Annotated in this window: 21 protein-coding genes and 2 tRNA genes; 8 read left to right on the plus strand and 15 right to left on the minus strand. The window is 69.0% G+C overall.

The window, feature by feature from the left end; all coding sequences use genetic code 11:
• Positions 1–85: 85 nt before the first annotated feature.
• From QN206_11770 to QN206_11830, 13 genes are all read right to left on the minus strand, one after another.
• A tRNA-Ala gene (locus QN206_11770) sits at positions 86–161 on the minus strand.
• Positions 162–263: 102 nt separating this feature from the next.
• Positions 264–701: a cupredoxin domain-containing protein gene (locus QN206_11775; GenBank protein MDR7615483.1), complete on the minus strand. Its 438-nt coding sequence runs from the start codon at positions 699–701 to the stop codon at positions 264–266.
• Between the two features lie 70 nt (positions 702–771).
• Positions 772–1,482, minus strand: coding sequence for an ABC transporter ATP-binding protein (locus QN206_11780; GenBank protein MDR7615484.1), 711 nt, complete (start codon positions 1,480–1,482; stop codon positions 772–774).
• A 2-nt stretch (positions 1,483–1,484) separates the two neighbouring features.
• A complete protein-coding gene (locus tag QN206_11785; protein MDR7615485.1) occupies positions 1,485–2,267 on the minus strand; it encodes an ABC transporter ATP-binding protein in 783 nt (260 codons plus the stop codon).
• A 1-nt stretch (position 2,268) separates the two neighbouring features.
• Positions 2,269–3,933 carry a branched-chain amino acid ABC transporter permease gene (locus QN206_11790; GenBank protein ID MDR7615486.1) on the minus strand — a complete coding sequence of 555 codons (1,665 nt, stop codon included), beginning with the start codon at positions 3,931–3,933 and terminating at the stop codon, positions 2,269–2,271.
• A 2-nt stretch (positions 3,934–3,935) separates the two neighbouring features.
• Positions 3,936–5,033, minus strand: a complete 1,098-nt coding sequence (locus QN206_11795; protein ID MDR7615487.1) for a branched-chain amino acid ABC transporter permease — start codon at positions 5,031–5,033, stop codon at positions 3,936–3,938.
• Between the two features lie 61 nt (positions 5,034–5,094).
• A complete protein-coding gene (locus tag QN206_11800; GenBank protein ID MDR7615488.1) occupies positions 5,095–6,366 on the minus strand; it encodes a branched-chain amino acid ABC transporter substrate-binding protein in 1,272 nt (423 codons plus the stop codon).
• 47 nt (positions 6,367–6,413) lie between these two features.
• On the minus strand, positions 6,414–7,391 hold the full coding sequence (locus QN206_11805) for a proline dehydrogenase family protein (GenBank protein ID MDR7615489.1): 978 nt from the start codon (positions 7,389–7,391) through the stop codon (positions 6,414–6,416).
• A gap of 8 nt (positions 7,392–7,399) precedes the next feature.
• Positions 7,400–8,410: a divergent polysaccharide deacetylase family protein gene (locus QN206_11810; GenBank protein MDR7615490.1), complete on the minus strand. Its 1,011-nt coding sequence runs from the start codon at positions 8,408–8,410 to the stop codon at positions 7,400–7,402.
• Between the two features lie 212 nt (positions 8,411–8,622).
• The gene (locus QN206_11815) at positions 8,623–9,828 is read right to left on the minus strand and encodes a S41 family peptidase (protein MDR7615491.1); all 1,206 of its coding nucleotides are present in this window, start codon (positions 9,826–9,828) and stop codon (positions 8,623–8,625) included.
• Positions 9,825–10,214, minus strand: coding sequence for a gamma-glutamylcyclotransferase family protein (locus QN206_11820; protein ID MDR7615492.1), 390 nt, complete (start codon positions 10,212–10,214; stop codon positions 9,825–9,827). Before QN206_11820 ends, QN206_11815 begins: the two co-directional genes overlap by 4 nt.
• Before the next feature lie 8 nt (positions 10,215–10,222).
• Positions 10,223–11,068 carry a 16S rRNA (cytidine(1402)-2'-O)-methyltransferase gene (rsmI, locus tag QN206_11825; GenBank protein ID MDR7615493.1) on the minus strand — a complete coding sequence of 282 codons (846 nt, stop codon included), beginning with the start codon at positions 11,066–11,068 and terminating at the stop codon, positions 10,223–10,225.
• A 24-nt stretch (positions 11,069–11,092) separates the two neighbouring features.
• Positions 11,093–13,366, minus strand: a complete 2,274-nt coding sequence (locus QN206_11830) for a DEAD/DEAH box helicase (protein MDR7615494.1) — start codon at positions 13,364–13,366, stop codon at positions 11,093–11,095.
• Between the two features lie 44 nt (positions 13,367–13,410).
• Between QN206_11830 and QN206_11835 the strand changes: the two genes are divergently transcribed.
• From QN206_11835 to QN206_11860, 6 genes are all read left to right on the plus strand, one after another.
• Positions 13,411–13,497, plus strand: a tRNA-Leu gene (locus QN206_11835).
• A 32-nt stretch (positions 13,498–13,529) separates the two neighbouring features.
• Positions 13,530–13,883 carry a hypothetical protein gene (locus tag QN206_11840; protein ID MDR7615495.1) on the plus strand — a complete coding sequence of 118 codons (354 nt, stop codon included), beginning with the start codon at positions 13,530–13,532 and terminating at the stop codon, positions 13,881–13,883.
• Between the two features lies 1 nt (position 13,884).
• Positions 13,885–14,787: a Fe-Mn family superoxide dismutase gene (locus tag QN206_11845; GenBank protein MDR7615496.1), complete on the plus strand. Its 903-nt coding sequence runs from the start codon at positions 13,885–13,887 to the stop codon at positions 14,785–14,787.
• Positions 14,788–14,914: 127 nt separating this feature from the next.
• Entirely contained in the window at positions 14,915–15,091 is a 177-nt protein-coding gene (locus tag QN206_11850; GenBank protein ID MDR7615497.1) for a hypothetical protein, read from the plus strand.
• Positions 15,092–15,099: 8 nt separating this feature from the next.
• Positions 15,100–15,303, plus strand: coding sequence for a hypothetical protein (locus tag QN206_11855; protein ID MDR7615498.1), 204 nt, complete (start codon positions 15,100–15,102; stop codon positions 15,301–15,303).
• Positions 15,304–15,307: 4 nt separating this feature from the next.
• Positions 15,308–15,871 (plus strand): methylated-DNA--[protein]-cysteine S-methyltransferase, encoded by a 564-nt coding sequence (locus QN206_11860; GenBank protein MDR7615499.1) that lies wholly within the window; start codon positions 15,308–15,310, stop codon positions 15,869–15,871.
• On the opposite strand, the gene QN206_11865 is transcribed toward QN206_11860, so the two are convergent.
• Together QN206_11865 and QN206_11870 are read right to left on the minus strand one after the other, a co-directional pair.
• Positions 15,812–17,392, minus strand: a complete 1,581-nt coding sequence (locus tag QN206_11865; protein ID MDR7615500.1) for an amidohydrolase — start codon at positions 17,390–17,392, stop codon at positions 15,812–15,814. The two genes, QN206_11860 and QN206_11865, sit on opposite strands and share 60 nt — an antisense overlap.
• Positions 17,392–18,339: an aldo/keto reductase gene (locus QN206_11870; protein MDR7615501.1), complete on the minus strand. Its 948-nt coding sequence runs from the start codon at positions 18,337–18,339 to the stop codon at positions 17,392–17,394. The genes QN206_11865 and QN206_11870 overlap by 1 nt, the downstream gene beginning before the upstream one ends.
• A 126-nt stretch (positions 18,340–18,465) precedes the next feature.
• Between QN206_11870 and QN206_11875 the strand changes: the two genes are divergently transcribed.
• Positions 18,466–19,983 (plus strand): ABC transporter substrate-binding protein, encoded by a 1,518-nt coding sequence (locus tag QN206_11875; GenBank protein ID MDR7615502.1) that lies wholly within the window; start codon positions 18,466–18,468, stop codon positions 19,981–19,983.
• A gap of 21 nt (positions 19,984–20,004) precedes the next feature.
• A complete protein-coding gene (locus tag QN206_11880; protein ID MDR7615503.1) occupies positions 20,005–21,816 on the plus strand; it encodes a PEP-utilizing enzyme in 1,812 nt (603 codons plus the stop codon).
• Positions 21,817–21,960 lie beyond the last annotated feature (144 nt).

Raw genomic sequence — 21,960 nt, forward strand, 5'->3', positions numbered from 1 at the left:
CACCCCGCTCCGGCTTCGCGAATTCAAAAACCTCCGGCCCCAAGGTGGGTCGGAGGCTTCGCGGGAACCGCGTCCCAACCGTTTCTGGTGGAGCCAAGGGGACTCGAACCCCTGACCTCGTGCATGCCATGCACGCGCTCTCCCAACTGAGCTATGGCCCCACCACTTCTCTTCTTCCCGGGCGCCCCGCCCGGATCCGGACCTGCCCAGGTCCTTAGTATAGGGGAGGGAACGCGGGCACGTCAAAAGCCTCTCTCCCCCGGCTACGGGCCCGCGGACGCTCCGGGGGGGAGGACGGCGAAGGCTCCGGTCATGCCCTGGGCTGCGTGCTGGCCCACGCTGCAGATGAAGCTGTACTGGCCCCGCCCCCGAACCACGAACTCCACCTCCGCCTGCTTGCCGGGCTCCAGGAAGATGAAGGGGCGTCCGTCCGAGGTGGTGCCCCGGCGGAACTCTCCCCGAACCGTTAGCTCCACCTGCTCGAAGTATGCCGAGGCGATGTTGTGGGGACGCTGGGGGTCCTCGTTCACCAGCTGCAGCACCACCCGTTCTCCCTCGTTGAGCCGGATGATGTTGGGATCGAACCGGAAAGAGGTCATGGAGATCCGGATCACCCTTCGGGACGGGGCGGGCGCCGCGAAAAGGCCCACGGCCGCCGCCACCACGGCCAGCAGGGACAGAAGGACCAGGCGCGACTTCATCGCTTCACCTCCGGGTGGGATGGGATCGCCACCATCCCGCCATGCCCATGTAACGGGCGCTTCACGGGGTCTAGCCGCCCAGGTAGGCCCGCTTCACCTCGGGGTTCTCCCGGAGCTCCGCTGACGGGCCCTCCAGCACCATGGTGCCCGTCTCCAGCACGTACCCCCGATGTGCGGTCTCCAAGGCCATGAAGGCGTTCTGCTCCACGAGGAGGATGGTGGTCCCCTGCTGGTTGATCTCCCGGATGGCGTCGAAGATCTGTTCCACCAGCATGGGCGCAAGCCCCATGGAGGGCTCGTCCATGAGGAGCAACCGGGGGCGAGCCATCAGGCCCCGGGCGATGGCCAGCATCTGCTGCTCCCCTCCGGAAAGGGTGCCCGCCACCTGGTGGAGACGTTCCCGGAGCCGTGGGAAGAGGGCGAGGACCCGCTCGAGATCCTCCCGGACTCCCTGCGAGTCCGTCCGGGTGAAGGCTCCCAGCTCCAGGTTCTCCAGGACGGTGAGCTGGCCGAAAACGCGGCGCCCCTCCGGCACCTGCACCACGCCCCTCCGGACGATCTCGTGGGCCGGAAGCCGGCTCAGCTCCTCCCCCGCAAACCACACGGAGCCGCTCCGCGGCCGCAGCAGACCGCTGATGGTCCGCAGGGTGGTGGTCTTGCCCGCGCCGTTGGCCCCGATGAGGGTGACGATCTCCCCGGCCTCCACGCGGAGGGAAATGCCCTTGAGGGCATGGATCTGGCCGTAGTACACGTGCAGGTCCCGGATCTCCAGGAGCGCCATGGTTAGCCCGCGGCGATCCCCAGCCGCCGACGCCCCAGGTACGCCTCGATGACCCGGGGGTCGTTCTGCACCTCCGTCGGGGTGCCCTCGGCGATCTTCTCCCCGTAGTCCAGCACCGTCACCCGGTCCGAGATGGTCATCACCACCCGCATCTGGTGCTCGATGAGGAGGATGGTGATCCCCAGCTCGTCCCGCAGCCTGCGGATGAACTGGATCATCTCCTGGGTCTCCGCGGGGTTCATGCCTGCGGTGGGCTCGTCCAGCAGCAGCAGCCTGGGGCGCGTGGCGAGGGCTCGGGCCAGCTCCAGCTTGCGCTGCTCCCCATAGGGCAGGTTGCGGGCGAGCAGGTCCCCGCGGCCGGCCAGGCCCACGAACTCCAGCAGACGCCGCGCCTCCGCGTGGGCCCACCGCTCCTCCCGGCGCACCGCGGGGCTCGCGAGGACCGCTCCGACCCACGTGGAATGCAGGTGCATGTGCAGCCCCACCAGCACGTTCTCCAGGGCGGTCATGTTGGCGAACAGCCGGATGTTCTGGTAGGTGCGGGCCACCCCGAGGTGAGCGATCTCGTCCGGCCGCAGGCCGTCGATGCGCTGTCCCAATAGCCAGATCTCCCCCTCGTCCGGCCGGTAGAACCCCGTGATGCAGTTAAACAGCGTGGTCTTCCCTGCCCCGTTGGGCCCGATGACGCTGTGGATGGACCGTTCCTCCACCTCCAGATCCAGGGACCGGATGGCCACCAGGCCCCCGAAGCGCTTGGTCATGCGCCGGGTGGCGAGGATGGGCACCTCACGAACCCCCTTCCGCAGCCGCGTCCCGGCCCGCCACCAGCGCCGGCTCCGCCTGCTCCTCCAGAACGTGCAGCTCGCGGCGCTGGACCGCCGCGGGCAACAACCCCTCCGGCCGCAGGAGCATCATGGCCACCAGGGCCGCCCCGTACACCAGGAACCGGAACTCGCCGAACTCCCGGAGCAGCTCCGGAAGGCCGATGAGGACCACCGACCCCACGATCACCCCGGGGATGCTGCCCATCCCGCCCACGATGATGAGGGCCAGCACCTGGATGGAGATCAGCAACTGGAAACTGTGGGGGAAGACCGATCCCACCATCACCGCGAAGATGGCGCCTCCCACCCCCGCGAACGCCGCACCCAGTCCGTACGCCAGGAGCTTCACGCTCACCAGGTTGATCCCCAGCGCCTCCGCCACGTCCTCGTCTTCCCGGATGGCCATCCACGCGCGGCCCAGGCGCGAGTCCTGCAGCCGCCACGCCACGTACGCCACCACCGCGGACGCCACCACGGTGAGGTAGTACAGGTGCTGGGGGCCGGATAGCTCGAAGCCGGCCAGGACGGGCTTGGGGATGGCCAGCACCCCCTGCGACCCTCCCAGCCACGGCCGCAAGGCGTCGGAGAGGACCAGCAGCCGGACGATCTCCCCGAAGCCCAGGGTGGCGATGGCCAGGTAGTCTCCCCGGATCCCCAGGACCGGGATGCCCAGGATCACCCCCGCAATGAGCGACACCAGAACCGCCACGGGGACCGCGGCCCAGAAGGACCAGTGGGCGATCCCGTGCTCGCCGGTGGACGTGAGCAGACCCACCGTGTACGCCCCGATGGCGAAGAAGGCCACGAACCCCAGGTCCAGCAGCCCCGCGAGACCCACCTCCAGGTTGAGCCCAAGACCCATGAGGGTATAAAGGCCCACGATCACCAGCACCTGGGCCACGAACGGGCCTCCCGCGAGGGGCAGAGCGGCCAGCAGCGCGATCCCCACCAGGCTCCAAAAAACCCGCCGCACCCTCGGGGACAGGCGGAGCACCCGTGTCGGCCTCGCCCGCAGCGCGGGGTGCACCGCCGCCAGGACCGCGGAGATCACGAACAGGACGGCGGCCCCCCGGGCGGTCGGGCCTCCTCCCGCCACGAACAGCCAGTCCCGCACGGGGGCGAACCCTTCCGGCTGGAGGATGAGCAGGATCAGGTCCTGAAACAGCCCGAGCCCAACGGCCGCTCCCAGTCCTACCAGGACCGGGCGGATCAACCCGGAGGGCGCCACCTGTCCCAGGGCTCCCACCAGCCCCAGCGCACCTCCGGCCAGCACGGCCCCTACCCACGCCTCCCCGGGCGGGCGGCCGCCGGACAGCAGCGCGAACAGGGCCGGGGAGGCATTGATGAACATGGTCCTCAGGTTCACGTGGGCTGCCAGCCACACCAGCAGTCCCACGCAGAAGCCCGTCGTAGCCCCGGAACCCACCCCCGCCCCCAGCCGGCCCGCGGGGGTCCAGCCGGACCGTTCAGCGGCGGTCCACCCGCTGGCCACGAACACCGCCAGCACCAGCACCTGCCCCGCCGACAGGACCCCGTCCACCACCCAGCGGGCGTGGAGCGCCTCCACCAAGCCCGCCAGGCTCAGGAAGCAGGCCACCGCTCCGAACACCAACCCCACGCGCCACACCGCTACGCCCTCTTGGCCGCCAGCCGCTCGCCCAGGATCCCCTGCGGCCGGAAGATGAGGACCATGACCAGCATGGTGAAGGCGATCACGTCCTTCAGCTGGTAGGGCGCCACGATCCCCAGCCCGTCCAGGAACAGGGCCGGCCCCACGGACTCCACCACGCCCAGGAACAGCCCGCCCAGCATGGCGCCGGGGATGTTCCCGATGCCGCCCAGCACCGCGGCGGTGAAGGCCTTGATGCCGGGCACGAACCCCATGAAGAAGTGCACCTGCTTGAACACCAGAGCGTACAGGACGCCCGCGGCGCCCGCGGCCGCGCCCCCGATGGCGAAGGTGAGCACGATGATGCGGTCCACGTCGATCCCCATGAGGGCCGCAACATCCTTGTCCTCCGAGACCGCCCGCATGGCCTTGCCCACCTTCGTCCGCATGACGAACTGGTACAAGGCGGACATGAGGACCGCGGCGCCCACCAGCACCACCGCCTGGGTCCGCAGGATCCCCACCCCCAGCACCTGCCACTCGCCCTTGAACAGCTCGAACTCCGGGTACGCCTTGAACCCGGACCCGTACAGGCCCCGGAAGGCGTACTGCAGGAAGAACGAAGCGCCGATGGCGGTGATCAGGGGGACCAGCCGCGGGGCCCGGCGCAGGGGGCGGTACGCCACCCGCTCCACCAGCACCGCGACCCCCGTGGACACCGCCGCGGCCACCGCCATCAGGAGCAGCAGGCTCAGGATGGGATGCTGGTTCAGGAAACCGGAGGCAGCCAGGGGGGCTGCTGCGAAGTAGGCGGTGTACGCCCCGCTCATGAACACCTCGCCGTGGGCGAAGTTGATCATCCGGAGGATCCCGTACACCATGGTGTAGCCGAGGGCGATGAGGGCGTAGATGCCTCCCTGGGCGAGGCCGAAGACCACGAAGTCCACCCATTGCTCGCCCGTGTACCGGCCCAGCCGCAGGGTCCCCACCGTGCCCCACACCACCACGAGGATGACCGCCAGGCGGAACGCCCAAAGGAAGGCGTCCACGAAGTTCAGACGCCGCAGCGCCGGCCTGCGCAACGCCCCCGCCGCCAAGCTGCCGACCCCCTCCGTCATGGGAACCGCGGGCGGGAGGAGCCCCCTTCCGGGCTCACCCCCGCCCGCAGGATGTCCCGCTTCAGCGCTTCATGGACCAGACCTTCTTGGGGTCCACTCCCGGGTTCCACTTGGCCGGGTCCGCGGAGATGGTCTGGTAGACGGCGATCTTCGGGTCCGCGCAGTCGCCGTACGGGTTGCAGGTGAGGGTCCCGGTGATGCCGGGGAAGTTCCGGGTGGCGAACAGCGCGTCCCGCAGCGCCTTGCGGCCGATGTAGGTGTTGCCCTGCGCGTCCTTGCGGGCCACCTTCTCGATGGCCGCGAAGATCATCATGGCCGCGTCGTAGGCGTGGGCGTGGAAGGCCGAAAGCGGCTTTTCGCCGTACTTGCGCTGGTGCTTCTCCAGGAACTGCTGGTACTTCGGCCCCAGCGCCTCCACGGAGAGGTCGGGGCTGGAGTGGTACATGCCCCGGGCCGCCTCCCCCGCCGCCTTCCAGAAGTCGGGGGAGAAGGTGCCGTCCGCGCTCATCAGCTTGACGTTCTCCAGGCCCGCCACCTCCTTCGCCTGGCGGGTGATGTGGCCGCCCGCGGCGATGAAGATGGGGTAGTAGAGGAGCTGCGGCCTGCCGGCGGCGATGCGGGTCAGAACCGGCCGCATGTCGGTGTCCGTGGGCGAGATGGCCTCCTGGGAGGTGATGGTTCCGCCCAGCCGCTTGAACACATCCGCGAACACGTTCGCCAGCCCCTCCGCGTACGGGCTACCGTCGTGGATGGTGGCGGCCCGCCGGACCCCCAGGACGTGGTAGGCGAACTGCGCCGCGGCCCGCCCCTGCACCAGGTCGTTGTGGGCGGTGCGCAGGTAGCACGCGTACTCCGGGCCCCGCTTGGGGTCCGTTAGCCGCGGGGCGGTGTTGGAGGGCGAGACGGTCACGATCCCGGCCTTGCACAGGATGGGTGCTCCCGGTACGGCCTCGCTGGAGCAGCTGCTCCCGATGGCCGCCACGATCTGCCGGTTCGCCGCGAGCTTCGTGGCCGCGGTGGTGCCTCCTTCCGCGTTGCACCCGCTGTCCTCCCCAATGAGCCGGATCGGGTGGCCCGCCACGGTCTTCTTGTCGTCGATGGCGAGCTCGATCCCACGGCGGCTATCGATCCCCAGGCTGGCGTCCGGGCCCGCCACCACGAGCCAGTACGCGATCACGATGGGCTGCCCCCGGGCCACGCGGACCACGCCCCACTCGTCGGTCACCGGCCCCACCCGGACCGGGGCCGCAGGGGCCACGAGGGATCCGCTCCCCAGAACGAAGGCCAGGACCGACACCAAGAGCAACGTCCGGGAAAGGCGAGCAGGGAACATTCCGAACATCCCCCCTTCGCAAAGAGTCTCGTGGATCTACACCGCCCCTATTCTACGCCGGAGCAACGCCCAAACCCTTCAGGGACCCATCCCTCCCGCACCAGGCTCCGGAGGAGGAAGGCCACGTTGGCGGGCCGCTCACCCAGGCGCCGCATGAAGTAGGGAAACCAGTCCGGTCCATAGGGCACGTACACCCGGAGGCGATGGCCTTCCCGGACGACCCAGGCCTGCAGGTCGCGGCGGACCCCGTACAGCATCTGGAACTCGAACCGGTCCGGCAGGATCCCGTGCGCCTTTGCGAAGCGAAGGGCATGGGCGAGGATCCGCTCGTCGTGGGTGGCGATGGCAGGCTCATGGCCCTCCTGGAGCAGGCGTTCCATGAGCCGCACGTAGGCTCCATCTACCTCCGCCTTGCGCGGGTAGGCGACGGCGGGGGACTCCGCATACGCTCCCTTGACCAGGCGCACCCGGGCCCCAAGCCGCAGGAGATCCTCCAGGTCCTGCTCCGAGCGGTAAAGGTAGGCTTGGAGGGCGACACCCACCACCTCCGGACCGGAGCCGGAAGCCCGGAGGCTCCGGTACAGGCTCAAGGTGGGCTCCACATAACGGCTTGCCTCCATGTCGATCCAGACAAACCCTCCCAGGTGCTGGGCGTGCGCGCAGATCTCCCGCAGGGACTCCTCCACGAGCTCCCGGGAGAGATCCAGGCCGAGCTGGGTGACCTTGACGGCGATGTCTGCCCGAAGCTGGCGGCGCCGGATCTCACTCAGAAGCTCCCGGTAGGCCGCCGCGGCTGCCCGGGCCTCCTCCGCCCGGGTTGTGCGCTCGCCCAGCAAGTTCAGGGTGGCTGCCACCCCCTGCGCGTTGAGGCGCGCGGCCACCGCGCACGCCTCCTCCCACGTCTCCCCCGCCACGAACCGTCGGGCAGTCCTCCGCAACCACCCGTTCCGGGTCACCCGCTCCTTCAGACCGCGCTGCTCGGAGAGGAAGACGAAAAACCGGCGCAGGACGCCTTCCAGATCCACGGCGCTTCCTACGGTTTGCGGACGAGGGCGCGAACGGGGACGATCTCCACCCCCTCCCCCTCGATCTCCCGCACCATCTCCCGAAGCACCTCCGCGGTATGCGGCCGGTTGATGTGGCCGATGGCCAGGGCACTCCCCCGCCTGCGGGCGAGGACCACAAGTCGCCCCAACTCCCTCCGGATGGCCTCCGGGGCCGGATCGTTGTCCAGGAAGACGGACCGGACGACGATGGGGACCTTCAGGTCCTCCGCCACCTGCTCGGCCACGCTCCCGGGAGAGGTCCGGGAGTCTACGAAAAAGAGCCCCCGTTCCCGAACCACCCCCAGCACCGCCCGCATCACCCGGGGATCGGAAGTTCCCCGGGATCCCATGTGGTTGTTGATCCCCACCACCCCCGGAAGCTGGTCGAGGTTGGACCGGACTACCCGGGCGATCTCCTCCTCCGACATCTCCCCGTACACGCCCCCGGGTCCCATGGCTCGTGCTTTCCCGGGGTCCAGGGGCTCCATGGGGAGGTGCAGGAGGACCTCAAGACCCGCCTCCGAAGCTCGCCGGGCGAGTTCCGTGCTGTACGGGAGTCCCGGGAGGATCGCCAGGGCCACGGGCCGTCCGATCTGAAGCGCCCGATCCAGCTCCTCCGGGCGTCCTCCCGCATCGTCGAGGAGGAAGGCCACCCGCGGCCGGAGGAGCGGCGAGGAGGGTTCGGAGGGGATGAGGGAGACGCGGAGCACGGGGAGCAGGCGACCGCGGTACTCGATCCCGAACTCCGCCACCTGCCCCGATCCCTCAGGTCGGCTCCCGAGCAACACGCCGCCGCCCTGCTCCACCTCCTGGACCATCCGGCCCAGCACCGCCTTCACGTTTTGCCCCGGCGCGAGGGTAATCCGGTATCGCATCCAGGTCCAGCGGGCCTCTCCGTCCGTCCGTGTCCGTTGGGTCTCCCCGCGGACCCGGGTGTCCGGGGGGAGGGCCCGCAGGGCCGAGCTGCGGACTGCCTCCGCCTCCCTCGCCAGATCCACGGTCCTCCACGTAGGCTCGGGGGACGGTTTGACCGCGGGGGTGGGGACGGGTGGGGATGGACGGACGGAGCGCACCGGCTCCCTCCGGGAAGCCGGTTTGGAGAGGTACGCCCCCACGGCCAGGGCAGCCCCCAGCAGGACAACCCACATCCACAGCCGGACCTGGGAGGACCGGCGGCGCCTGTGGGAGGGACGGGGAGCAGTGGACCGCACTACCGGCGACGGAGGGCATCCACCGCCTTTCGGAGCTGCTCGAACCGGATGGCCTCCAGCTCCTGCGGGGTCTTGCCCTCGATGCGGTCTCCCGCCACGATGTCCGGCTGGATCCCCTTTCGGTGGATGTCCCGCTTCTTCGGTGTGAGGTACTTGGCGGTGGTGATGGTGGCACCACGGCCCCCGGGCAGGTCCACCACGGAGGTGATGACGCCCTTTCCGAAGGTGCGCTGCCCCACGAGGACCGCGGTCCCGGTATCCTGGAGGGCTCCCGCGAGGATCTCACTGCAGGAGGCGGTCCCCTCGTTCACCAGGACCGCCACGGGTTTGCGGTACTTCTCCCGGGCCGTGGCGTAGATGGTGCGCATCCGGCCGTCCCGGTCTACCTCATACAGGATGGGACCGGAAGGCACGAAGAAGTCCGCCACCCGGGTGCACTGGTCCACGAGCCCCCCGGGATTGCTGCGGAGATCGAGCACCAGGCCCTCCGTCCGCGCCTGCTGGACCCGTCGCATCTGGCGGGCGAACCGGTCGGAGGTGTCCTGGTTGAAGGCCAGGATCCGGATGTAGGAGAGACCCGCCGCCTGCAGCAGTCCGCGCTCCCGGTCCGAGAGGGCCTCCTCGCCCTGGACGCTGGTGATCTCGATGCGATCCCGAACGATGGTCACCTCGAAGGCCCGTTCTCCTCTCTGGATGCGAAGCCGCACCTGCGTACCCCGGGGTCCCCGGATCCGGGCCACGGCTTCCTCGATGGGCATCTCCGCGGTTGGGGTTCCATCGATGTGGGTGATGTGATCCCCGGGCCGTAGGCCCGCCCGCCACGCGGGCGTGTTCTCGATGGGTGCCACCACCAGCAGGCGCCGATCCTGCTTCTCGATGAAGATCCCGATGCCGAAGAAGTAGCCGCGGAAGTCCTCCTGGAACCGACGGAACCCCTGGGCATCGAAGAAGGCGGTATAGGGATCGTCCAGGGCCTGGAGCATGCCCCGGGCCGCGCCGTCGTAGAGGGCCCGCCAGTCCAGGTCCTTCCGGATATACTGGCGCTCCAGAGCTTCCGAGAGCGCCTGCAGCATCCGGAGACCCTCGTTCCGGGGATCCGCCGCCGCCACGCCGGTGCGGCTGCCCAGGGCATAGCCCGCGGAGAACGCCAACAGGAGGGCCACAAGACCCGCCATCCACAGGATCGCCGCCCGGTTCCTTCTCATGGTTCCTCCCGCTCTGCTCCGGGATCCCTTGCCCCGCGCCTGGGTCCATGATAGCGGGATGCGGGATCTCCGCCTAGCACATAGGAAGGCACGTACACCTCCGCCTCCTCTTGCCCCCTCTCCGTGCGCACCCGAACCCTCCGGCGCACGTACCCTTCTTCGTAGGCGTCCAGCCGACGCAGGGAAACGGGATCCACGTCGTGCAGCACCAACCCCGAAACGCACCCCCCCAGATCCGGCACGATCTCCGGGTATCCGGAGCGGGACCGCCCGGGGGGCAGCAGCCGCCACCCGGGCAGGGAGGCAGGCTCCGTGGGAAAGGTACGGCCCGTGAGCTGGCGCACGAGCTCTGGGTCCCGGAGGGTGCCGTACACGAAGAGGCGCATGCGCTCCGTTACGCCCTACCCTCCCCCCGGATCCGAAGCGCCCGCCGGTACGCCTCCCGCCGGGAGATCCCGTACGCCCGCGCCACCACCTCCGCCGCGTCCCGGACGGATTCCCCCTGCGCCAGCAGCCGCCGCAGATCCTCGTCCGTCTTCTCGTCCTCGGGGGATCTGGGAGAAGCGCCCTCCACCACCAAGGTGATCTCGCCCCGGGGAGGGTGTGCTCCCAGGTGCGCGATGGCATCGCTGATCCGACCCCGGAAGACCTCCTCGTGCACCTTCGTGAGCTCCCGGCAGACCGCGACCCTCCGGTCACCCATCACCGCCTGCAGGTCCCGCAGGCTCTCCAGAATCCGCTCCGGGGACTCGAACAGGATGAGCGTCCCCCGCTCCTCCTTCAGCTCCTCGAAGAACCGATGGCGCTCGGAGGACTTCCTGGGCACAAATCCCGCGAACAGGAACCGGTCCGTGGCGAGTCCGCTTGCCGCGAGAGCCGCGAGGACGGCACTGGGGCCGGGTACGGGCACCACGGGAATCCCCTCCTCCACGCACGCCCGGATGAGTTGATAGCCGGGGTCCGAGATCCCCGGGGTCCCCGCGTCGCTCACCAGGGCCACGGACCGGCCGGCGCGTAGCTGGGCCAGCAATTCCTCCGTACGCCGCCGTTCGTTGTGCTCGTGGTAGCTCAGCAGGAACTTCCGGATGCCGTAGTGCTGCAGGAGCTTGGTGGTCTGCCGTGTGTCCTCCGCGGCGATGAGGTCCACCTCCCGCAGGATCCGCAGGGCCCGGAGGGTGATGTCCTCCAGGTTCCCGATGGGGGTAGCGACCACGTACAGGGTTCCCGTCTTCCTGGACATGCCGGCCTCCGCTCCCTGAAACGCTCAAGGGGACCAGTCGGATCCCCGGCCCCCCTCGGGCCGCAGAAGGGCCTCCAGCAGGAGGACGGCCGCGGCCTTATCCAGGGGCTGGTTGCCGTTCCCGCACTTGGGCGATTGGACGCAGGAGGGGCATCCCTCCCCGCAGGGACAGGCCCGGATGGCCTCCAGGGTGGCCCCCAGCCACTCCTCCACCACCTGGTAGGCGCGCTCCGCAAACCCCATCCCGCCCGGGTACCCGTCATACACGAAGATCGAGGCACGGCCCGTCTGCGGATGCAGGGGATCGCTCACGCCTCCGATGTCCCACCGGTCGCACATGCTGAACAGCGGCAGCAGCCCGATGGCCGCGTGCTCTACCGCGTGGATCCCCCCTGCAAAGTCCCGCCCCGCCCGCCGCACGCGATCCGCGAGGTCGTCCGGGAGCTCAAGACCCACCGCCACCGTGCGCAGCCGCTGCGGGGGCAGATCCACCGGGAACACTCCCAATACCTGATCCGTCTCCAGCCGCTTGCAGGCATACTCCACCACCTGGGTGGTCACCTCCACCTCACAGAGGAAGGCCTCCGCGGGGCCGAGAGGTCTGCGGGAGAGCGTCCGGTGGATGAGGAGATCGGTGGTGGTGCGGGCCTCCGTGTAGTGATCCGCGGCGGTCCACCGCACCCGGGCAACTCCTTGTTGGAGGTCCAATGCCTGCACCTCATACGTCTCGCCCCGATGCAGGTAGATGGCCCCCGGGTGCACCTGCGGAAAGGCGCGGGCTTCCTCCACGGTGCCCAACAGCTCCCCACGGTCGTCCACAATCCGGATCACGGCCCCGCCCCCGGACCGGAGGTTCACCGCCGCGGCCGGGTACCGCCCGCCGCGCCAGTACAGGCGGCCCCCACGGCGTGCGAATTCCCCCCGCTCCACCAGCCACTCCGCCACCTCCCGAGCGGGATCCCCGAAGAGGGCGAAGTCCTCCTCCGTGAGGGGAAGCTCCGCGGCGGCGCACCGCAGGTGGTCCGCCAGCAGGTAGGGGTTCTGAGGGTCCACCACCGCCGCCTCCACGGGCCGACCGAAGAGGAATCGGGGGTTGCGCATGAGGTACTGATCCAGGGCGTCCGCGAGCGCGACGAGGACCACGAGCCCCTCCCTCGCCCGTCCCGCCCGTCCCGCCCGCTGCTCAAGGCTTGCCAGGGTTCCCGGAAATCCCACCAGCACCACGGCGTCCAGGACGCCCACGTCAATCCCCAGCTCCAGGGCACTCGTGGAGACGACCCCCAGCAACTCCCCAGCGAACAGGCGCCGCTCGATCTCCCGCCGATCCTCCGGGAGGTACCCGGCCCGGTAGGGCTGGACGCGGGAGGCCAGCTCGGGGGGGAGGCGATCCGCGGCATACCGGTAGATCAACTCCGCGACCCTGCGGGCCTGAGCGAACACGAGGGTGCGCACCCCGTGCTGGATCAGGGTGCAGAAGAGCTCCGTAGCCTCCCGGTAGGGGCTGCGGCGAAAGACGCCGGAAGCGTCCAGAGGCGGGTTCCACAGGAGGAAGTGCCGGGCGTGTCGCGGGGCCCCGTCCTCCGAGATCACCCGCACGGGCCGCCCAAGCAGGCGCTGCGCGAGCTCCCCGGGGTTCGCGAGGGTGGCGGACGTACAGATGAACTGGACCTGGGTGCCGTGTGCCCGGCAGATGCGTTCCAGCCGGCGCAGCACCAGGGCCATGTGGCTTCCGAACACCCCCCGGTATACGTGCAGGTCGTCGAGGACCACATACCGGAGGGTTCCGAACACGTGGGCCCACCGACGGTGCTGGGGAAGGATCCCCATGTGCAGCATGTCGGGGTTTGTCAGGAGGATCTGGGCGGTGTCCCGGATGTAGGGCCGGTCCCTGGGCGGGGTATCCCCGTCGTAGATCCCGGCCCACACGCGCAATCCCAGGGATCGCAGCGCATCCAGCTGATCCTGGGCAAGGGCCTTGGTGGGGTACACGTACAGGGCTCGGGTGCGGGGATCCTGAAGGATCCGCTCCAGGACGGGGAGGGTGTAGCAGAGGGTTTTCCCGCTCGCGGTGGAGGTGGTGACCACCACGGACTCCCCCGCCCGCACCGCGTCCACGGCCAGGGCTTGGTGGAGGTACAGGCGCCCGACGCCCTTGCGCTCCAGGGCCTCCCTCAGGGGAGGAGGGAGAGGGCGGGCGGGATCCGCATACCGCGGGGCCCGGGGGGGGAGGTGCTCCACATGCACCACCCGGTCCCCGTAGCGATCGCGCAGGAAGCGGAGAAGGGAGGAGAGGGACATCTTGACGGGCCTTTCTGGTTTCCCTACGATGGAATGCTGCCCGGGCCGGAGTGGCGGAACGGCAGACGCGCTACGTTCAGGGCGTAGTGGGCGCACAGCCCGTGGGGGTTCAAATCCCTCCTCCGGCACCACCCTTTCGGCCCTGCGCCGGGAGCGGAAGCGTATGCCCCAGGCCTATCCGCTTTCTCCCTCACGGGACCTGGAGGTCCTCCCGCACCTGCGCGGATTCGCGGAGGAGCTCGCAAGGTTCAGCAACCTCCTCAAGCAGGCCCACCCCCGGGGCAGATCCGCCATCGGCTTGATCATACACCGACCCGGGCCGGACCGGTTCCTGCGGAGGGTGTGTGAGGCGGTCGCTCGGGGGGAGACCATCCTCACCACCTACGAGGCGGCCGACCTCCTGGGCCTCTCCGCGGAGGAGCTCGTGCGCCGGCTGGAGGCGGGCGAGCTCCCGGAGCCCGTGTACCGGGAGGGCCGGAAGATCATCTGGCGCCGGGAGCAGCTCCAGGGGGGGTAGGGTGGCCCGCATTGCCCTCCACGTGGTGTGCAAGGTCTGCGGGCACCTGTTCGACACGCGGATCCGGACGGATCCGGCGTCCTTCCGGAAGGGGACCTTCGCGGCCAACTACCACACCTGTCCGCACTGCGGAGCCACGGAGACCTACCGGAAGGCGGAGTACGTGCCACGGGACGTCCCCTCCGGGACGCCCGCGGGGCGTCCCGGAGGGGAAGGTGGTATACTGGACCCAAGTCAACACAGCGCGGGAATCTCCCCGGGAAAGGAGGGTAAGGGGATGGTCAAGTACGAGGCCAAGAAGTTCCCTTCCTTCGAGGTGGAGCTGGACGGCATCAGCAAGCGTACCATGGAGGAACACTACAAGCTCTACCAGGGTTATGTGAACAAGGCCAACGAGATCCTGGAGAAGCTCGCGGCCCTGGACAAGGACCCCGCCAAGGCCAACCCCACCTACTCCGAGATCCGGGAGCTGAAGGTGGAGCTCACCCGGGCCATCGGAGGCGTGAAGAACCACGAGATCTACTTCGACCACCTGGGGGGGAGCGGGGGAAAGCCCCAGGGAGCCCTGCTGCAGCTCCTGGAGCGGGACTTCGGCTCCTTCGAAGAGTGGCAGAAGGACCTGAAGGCCACGGGGATCGCGGCCCGGGGTTGGGCGTGGCTCGCCTACGACTGGGATGTGGGGCGGCTCTTCAACTACATCGGAGACGAACAGAACACCTATCCCGTCTGGAACTGCACGCCGCTGGTGGCCCTGGACGTCTTCGAACACGCTTACTTCATCGACTTCGGGACCAACAAGGGCGCGTACATCGACGCCTTCTTCCGCAACTTGGACTGGGGAGCGGTGACCCGCCGGGCGGAGCGGTTCGGCATCTTCCGGCACGCGGGCGTGACAGGATCCTGAGGGCTTCAGGGCCCGGGGAAGGGGGGGCAACAAAGCCCCCCTGATTTCTTTCCTGAGCCGGCCAGGCAGGAATTTCTCCCGCCGCAAAGAATGTTCACCGCACCCACCGGAAGAGGGGGCGAGGGGGATGCGGGAACAGCGGCTCTGCTGCCCGTACTGCGAAACCGTGATGGAGCTCCGGTTCGAACCCCGGGCCCGGGAAGCCTCATGGTACGAGTGCCCCATCTGCGGGCATCGGGTGGAGCCTGAGGGTCTCCGTTCCCTGGACGATGAGATGCCCCCGCGCCGCTTCTCCTTCCAGTGAGGCCCCTCATGGCCCTCCCCCTCACCCGCCCCTGCCCCGTGTGCGGCGCGGAGATGGAGCTCGTGATCTCGGACGAGCTCCGTTCCGTGTACGTCTATGAGTGCACGGAGTGCGGCTTCCAGACCCGGGAGGTCGCGGAGGGCCTTGAGGAGTTCCCGGAAGAGGAGTGGGGGCCAGAAGAGCTGGAGGAGTCTGAAGACGAGGAGATCTAGGGAGATGAAGATCGTCTACACCGTGGTCCCCTCCGCCCTCGGGCGGATGCTCGTGGCCATCACCTCCCGAGGGGTGTGCGCGGTCATGTGGGGGCAGGAGACGGCGCTGGAGCGCCGTCTCCGCAAGAAGAGCCCAGGGGCGCAGCGGGAGGAGACGGATCCGGAGCTGGAGGTGTTCGCCTCGTCCCTGCAGGCCTACCTGGCCGGTACCTCGACGGCGCTGGATTTGCCCGTGGACCTCCGGGGAACCCCGTTCCAGCGGACCGTGTGGCGAGCCTTGCGGGACATCCCCCGGGGCGAGGTCCGGTCCTATGCGGATGTGGCCCGGGCCATCGGGCGTCCCGACGCGGCCCGGGCCGTGGGACGGGCATGCGCGGCCAACCCCGTGGCCGTCCTCGTCCCCTGCCACCGGGTGGTCCGCAGCGACGGCGGGTTAGGCGGGTACGGATGGGGGGTGCACCGGAAGCGGGCGCTGCTGGAGCTGGAAGGAGCGCTCAGGGGGAATCCCTCACTCCGAGAAGACCACTTCCCCGCCCAGGACCGTCATGCGAACACGGGCTTCCCGTAAGGTCTCCGGCTGCCGGAGCACGTCCCGATCCACCGCCACGAAGTCGGCCACCTTTCCCACCTCGAGACTCCCCTTGAGGTGCTCCTCCCCCGCGGCGTACGCGGGGCCCAGGGTGTAGGCCCGGAGGGCTTCCCGGACGGAAAGGGCCTCTTCCGGCCCCGGAAGCTCACGGCCGTCTTCCGGGTGGCGGCGGAAGACGGCCACGTACATTCCCCGCAGCACGTCCGGGACCTCCACGGGTGCATCGGACCCGAAGGCGAGCACGGCTCCGCTACGCAGCAGGGACCGCCATGCATAGGCATATCCGGAGCGGGGGCCCCAGTACCGGCGCGCGATCGCCTCATCGCTCGCGCAGTGGATGGGCTGCATGGAGGCGACCAACCGGAGCTGCCCGAACCGGGGCAGGTCCGTCGGATGGACCAGCTGCGCGTGCTCCACCCGATGCCGAAGCCCGTATTGGCGGCTGGCATCCTGAGCGGCTTCGAAGGCATCCAGTGTCCAGCGGTTCGCGCGGTCGCCGATGGCGTGCACCGCGCAGGACCATCCGGCCCGGGCGGCCCGGGTCACCAACTCCACGAGTTCCTCCCGTTCATACGCGGGGATTCCCATGTTCTGCTGGCCTTCGTAGGGTTCCAGCATGGCCGCGGTCTGGGAGCCGAGGGTCCCGTCCGCGAAGATCTTCACGAAGCCCACCCGCAGCCACTCGTCCCCCAGACCCGACTTCAACCCGAGACGCCGGGCCTCTTCCAGGCGCTGTGCGGGAATCGCGGCCACCACCCGAAGCCGCAGACTACCCGTCTGGTGCAGGCGTTGCAAAACCGCGAGCACCGACCGGTCCTCCCCGGGTCCCGCCATGTGGTGGACCCCGGTGATCCCGTGTCGGTGGAGATGGCGGACGGCCTCCAGAACCGCGGATTCCACCTCCGACTCCGGAGGTGGGGGAACGGCCCGGGCCACGAGGGCCGTGGCAGCCTCCCTGAGCACCCCCGTGGGCGTTCCTCCCACCCGCTCGATGACTCCGCCGGGCGGGTCCGGGGTCCCCGGACCCACGCCCGACCGCGCCAGGGCCTGGGAGTTGCACCAGAGGAGGTGCCCGTCCCGGCTCCACAGGACCACGGGGCTCTCCGGGGCGACGGCGTCGAGGTCCTCCCGACTGGGCACCTCCCCCTCCGGCCACCGACTCGGCTCCCACCCCCGCCCCAGGATCCAGGTGCCGGGAGTCGTCCGCCGCACCGCTTCCGCCACCCGCAAGACCGCTTCCCGCAGGGAACGCGCACCTTCCAGGTCCACCTGGCGACGGGAAAGGCCGAGGGCCACCAGGTGCAGGTGCGCGTCCGTGAAGGCCGGGAGGACCACAAGTCCTCCCAGGTCCACCTCCGGAAACTCCGGAAACCGGCTCCGCACTTCCGCATCCGTTCCCAGGGCCACGATCCGGCCCTGCCAGCAGGCCAGGGCCTGAGCCACGGTATCCCCGCGATCCAGGGTGTAGATCCTGCCGTTGTGGAACCGAATGCCCCGCACTACGGGCTCTCCGGCGCGGCCAGAGCGGACAGCTCCTCCACCTCCTCCGGGGTGAGCTGGACCTCCGCGGCCCGGGCGTTTGCCGCCACCTGTTCGGGTCTGGTGGCCCCCGCGATCACCGTGCAAACCGCGGGCCGGTGGAGGAGCCACGCGAGGGCGATCTGCGCGAGTTCATGTCCCCGTTTGCGGGCCCACTCCTCCAGCCGTCGCACCACGGCGAAGTTCCGCGGAGTGGCGAACCGGTTCCGCATGTGTTCCAGCTGCGCGAACCGGGTCCCGGGAGGGGCTGGCTCCCCTTCCCGGTACTTCCCCGTGAGCAGCCCCCCGGCCAGAGGGAAGTACGGGATCACGCCTACCCCCAGGGCGGCGCAGGCGGGCAACAGCTCCCGCTCGATCGCGCGGTTCAGGAGGCTGTATTCCGGCTGCACCGTGGCGAATCGTGCCCATCCGTTCCGGTCTGAGATCCACAGGGACCACACCAACTGCCAAGCGGCGAAGTTGGAGCACCCGATGTAGCGCACCTTACCCTGTCGCACGAGGTCGTTGAGGGCCTCCAGGGTCTCCTCCAGAGGGGTTTCCGGATCCCATCGGTGGATCTGGTAGAGGTCCACGTAGTCCGTCTGCAGCCTCCGCAGGCTGCGCTCGATGCCGCCCAGGATGCGGGCCCGGGAGGCCCCCCGTTGGTTGGGGCCCGGGCCCAGCTCCCACCCCACCTTGGTCGCGATGACCGCCTCCTCCCGATGCCCCCGAAGGGCTCGGCCCAGGAACTCCTCCGATTGCCCGCCCCCGTAGCTGTCCGCGGTGTCGAAGAAGTTGATCCCGCAGTCCAGGGCCGCGTGCACCACCCGGGCGGTCTGCTCCGCGTCGCACACCCGTCCGAAGTTGTTCCCGCCCAAGCCCACCACGGAGACCTTCAGCCCCGTGGAACCCAAGCGCCGGTATCGCACGTCCCACCTCCGACGTCCGCTTCCTTCTCCCATTGTGAATGGCGGAAACCACGGACAGGAGGGGTTTCTCATGGATCCGTCGTAATAACCCTTTCCAAAGGCCGTTCGCCAAAGGGGGTGGTGGAGGTGCGGAGAAGGCCCGGGCTGTTCCTGGTCGGGATCCTGGGGGTGATGGGATCCCTGATCCTTGGGGGAATTGCTCGTTCGAGCCCCACGGGGCCCTATGGGGGGATCCTGCGGGTGGTGGACGAACCGCCGGGGGAGCCGTTCGGGGTTCCCTGGGAGATCACGGCGTTCGGCACCATCCCCGCCATCCCCTCCCTGGAACCGCCCATCTGGATGGACCGGGACGGGACCCCGAAGCCCCTCCTGGCTCGGCGATGGGAGCTCTCCTCGGACCGCCGGCAGCTCACCCTGTTGCTCCGGAGGGGCGTCCGGTTTCACGACGGCTCCACGTTCGACGCCCGGGCGGTGCAGTTTGCCCTGGAAAACCAGAAGAAGGTGGGGCGCTTCCCGGACCTGGTCCGGGTGGAGGTCCTGGGACCGGACCGGGTGCGGCTTGTGTACCGGCGGTGGGACAACCGGATCCTGGTGGGGTTGGCAGGGACCTTCGCCATGGTGGTCTCTCCCCAGGCCATCTCGCGGATGGGACTGGAGCGCGCGCGGTGGCACCCCGTGGGAACGGGGCCGTTCCAGTTCGTCCGGTACGAGCGGGACAGCTACGTCCGATACCGGAAGTTCCCCCAGTACTGGGACCGCGGCAAACCCTATCTGGATGAGCTGGAGCTGCGGTTCATCCGTGACCTCCAGACCCTCAAGGCCGCCCTGCTGGCCCGGCAGGTGGACGTGGCGGGCATCCAGGATCCCCGGGTGATCCGGGAGCTCGCGGCGGCGGGTTTCCGGCTCGTGGGTGCACCCAACTACATCGTGATGCTGGTGCCGGACAGCGCGAACGCCAATTCCCCCCTTGCGAAGCGGGAGGTCCGGGAGGCCGTCTCGTACGCCATCGATCGGCAGGCCATCGTGCAGGCCCTGGGCCCCGGCGTCCTCCAGGTCACCCATCAGATCGCCTTCCCGGAGCACAACGCCTATCTGCGCGACCTCCCGCCCACGCCGTACAACCCGAACCGTGCCAAGGAGCTGCTCGCCCAGGCCGGGTATCCCAACGGATTCCGGACACGGCTCATCGCCCCGCCCTTCGTGGAGCGGGACGCGGTGGTGGCCATCCAGCGGTACCTTTCGGAGGCTGGCATCCAGGCGGATCTGGAGTTCCCGGAGATCGGGCGATACCGGGAGTACCAGACCAAGGGATGGACCGGGTTCCTGGTGCAGCTTTACGGGTTCTTCGCGAACTACAACAGCATGATCGGCTTCTACTACATCGAGGCCCCGGAGGTGTACGTGAGCCTGCGCCGGCCACCGCAGCTGCAGACGCTCTTCCAGCAGTCCATCGCCACCCTGCAGCCAGAAGCCGCGCGCACCCAGGCGGTCCACCGTCTGCTCCTGGAGGACCGCACGGTGATCCCCCTGTGGATGGGGCCCCGGGTATACGTGACCGCGCCCTATGTGCACAACACGTACCACATGCGGGGCGTGGCCTGGCCCTTCTGGAAGCCCGGGGAGGCGTGGGTGGAGCGGCGCTGAGGACGCGATCCTTCCGAAACCATGTCGGCCCCGCTCCACTTTCCCAGTCCCCGGGACGTTCCGACCCCGCCCGGCGCGGAGGGGTGGGAGGAGCTCTACCCCTACTACCTCCGATTCGGGGAGGAGTGGGAGGAGCAGAGCCTGTGGCTGTTCGGGACCATTCACTTCGCGGAAGTGCTCGCGCCCTTCGATGCCGTCATGGTGGAGGCGACCCACCTGGCTCTGGGACAGATGAACAGCCGCACCTTCGCGATCCCCCCCGCCATGGGCATCGCCGCCCGTCTCCTGAACGGATACCTCTACATCAGCCCGATTCCCGTAGCGGATCCGCAGAAGGTCCAGGAACGGGTCAAGCTGTTCCAGTCCCGGGCCGGGTATTACTACGCGAACTGGAACCGCATCTATACAGAGTGGAAGGAGAAGGTTCGAGCGGAGATCGAGCGGCTGAAGGCCTTCTCCTTTGAGAACCTCCCCGAGGTGGAACCGGAATCCTTCATCGTGGAGCGCCGAGGGTATGGCTCCTCCCTGGACCTCCTCGTCACGTACCACCGGCTCGTGGAGAGCGTTTTCCGGGTGTGGCAGTACCACATGGAGATCGTGATCATCGGGTTCGCCGCCTACTTCACCTTCTACGAGTTCTGCAAGAAGGCGTTCCCGGAGATCTCCGACCAGGCCATTACCCAGATGGTGGGCGCCATCGATGTAACCACGTTTCGCCCCAACGAGGAGCTCAAGCGTCTGGCGCGGCGGGCGGTGGAGCTGGGGGTGGACGGCTCCTTCGACCCTGCGGCGGACGTGAGGGGGGTCTTCCAGCTCCTGGAACAGACCGAAGCGGGCCGAGCTTGGCTGGAGGAGTGGCGCCGGACTTCCGACCCCTGGTTCTACATGAACACGGGGGACGGACTCCAGCATCACTTTCGGGCATGGGTAGACGATCCGGAGGCCATCTTCGGCATCCTGTGCGACTACGTGGCGAAGGTGAAGCAGGGAGAACCCCTGGAGCGGGACGTGGAGGGCCGCCGACGAGAACGGGATCAGGTCACGGAAGGGTACCGGGCTTTGCTGCAGACGGAGGAGGACCGGAAGGCCTTCGATGAGCTCCTGAGGCTTGTGCGCGACGTGTATTACGCCATCGAGGACCACCAGTTTTACGTGGAGCACTGGTACCAGAGCACCTTCTGGAACAAGGTACGGGAGCTGGGACGGCTGCTGACGAGGCAGAGGATTCTGCAAAACGAGGAGGACATCTTTTACCTCCACTGGACGGAGGTCCACACGGCTCTGGTGGACATGCTTCTGGGGTGGGCCATCGGGGTTCCGGCGCGGGGTGGGCGCTACTGGCCACGGATCGTGGATCGAAGGCGGGCCGTCCTGGAACGGCTGCGGACGTGGACTCCCCTCCCGGCCCTGGGCCAGCTGCCGGAGGCCGTGGTGGATCCCGCGGTGGTGATGCTCGGCGGGATCACCCCGGAACGTCTCCGGGAGTGGGCGGAGGGGTTGAGGGAGGAAGGGAAGGTCCTCCGGGGGATCGGAGCCTCACCGGGCACCGCGGAGGGAACGGCGCGGGTGGTGCTCCGCACCGAGCAGCTGGAGGAGGTGCAGGAAGGGGAGATCCTGGTGTGCTATGCCACGCAGCCGAGCTGGACCCCGGTGCTCTCCAGGGTACGCGGGACGGTAACCGACGCGGGAGGCCTGATGTCCCATGCGGCCATCGTGGCCCGGGAGTTCGGAATCCCCGCAGTCCTTGGAACCGGATCTGCCACGAAGCGGATCCGGACAGGACAGAGGATCCGGATAGATGGAGATGCAGGGGTCGTCACGATCCTGGATTGAGGGTCCAGAGGGCGCGATGGGGAACGCACGGGCTGAGGCGCACCACCTCCCCCACCACCAGCGTGGCGGGCGGCTCGAGTCGTGCCTCCTCCACCTTCCGCACGATCTCCTCAAGCCGCCCCACCACCACCCGCTGGCCCGGAA

Source organism: Armatimonadota bacterium (assembly GCA_031460175.1).
Taxonomy (GTDB): Bacteria; Sysuimicrobiota; Sysuimicrobiia; order Sysuimicrobiales; family Sysuimicrobiaceae; genus Sysuimicrobium; species Sysuimicrobium tengchongense.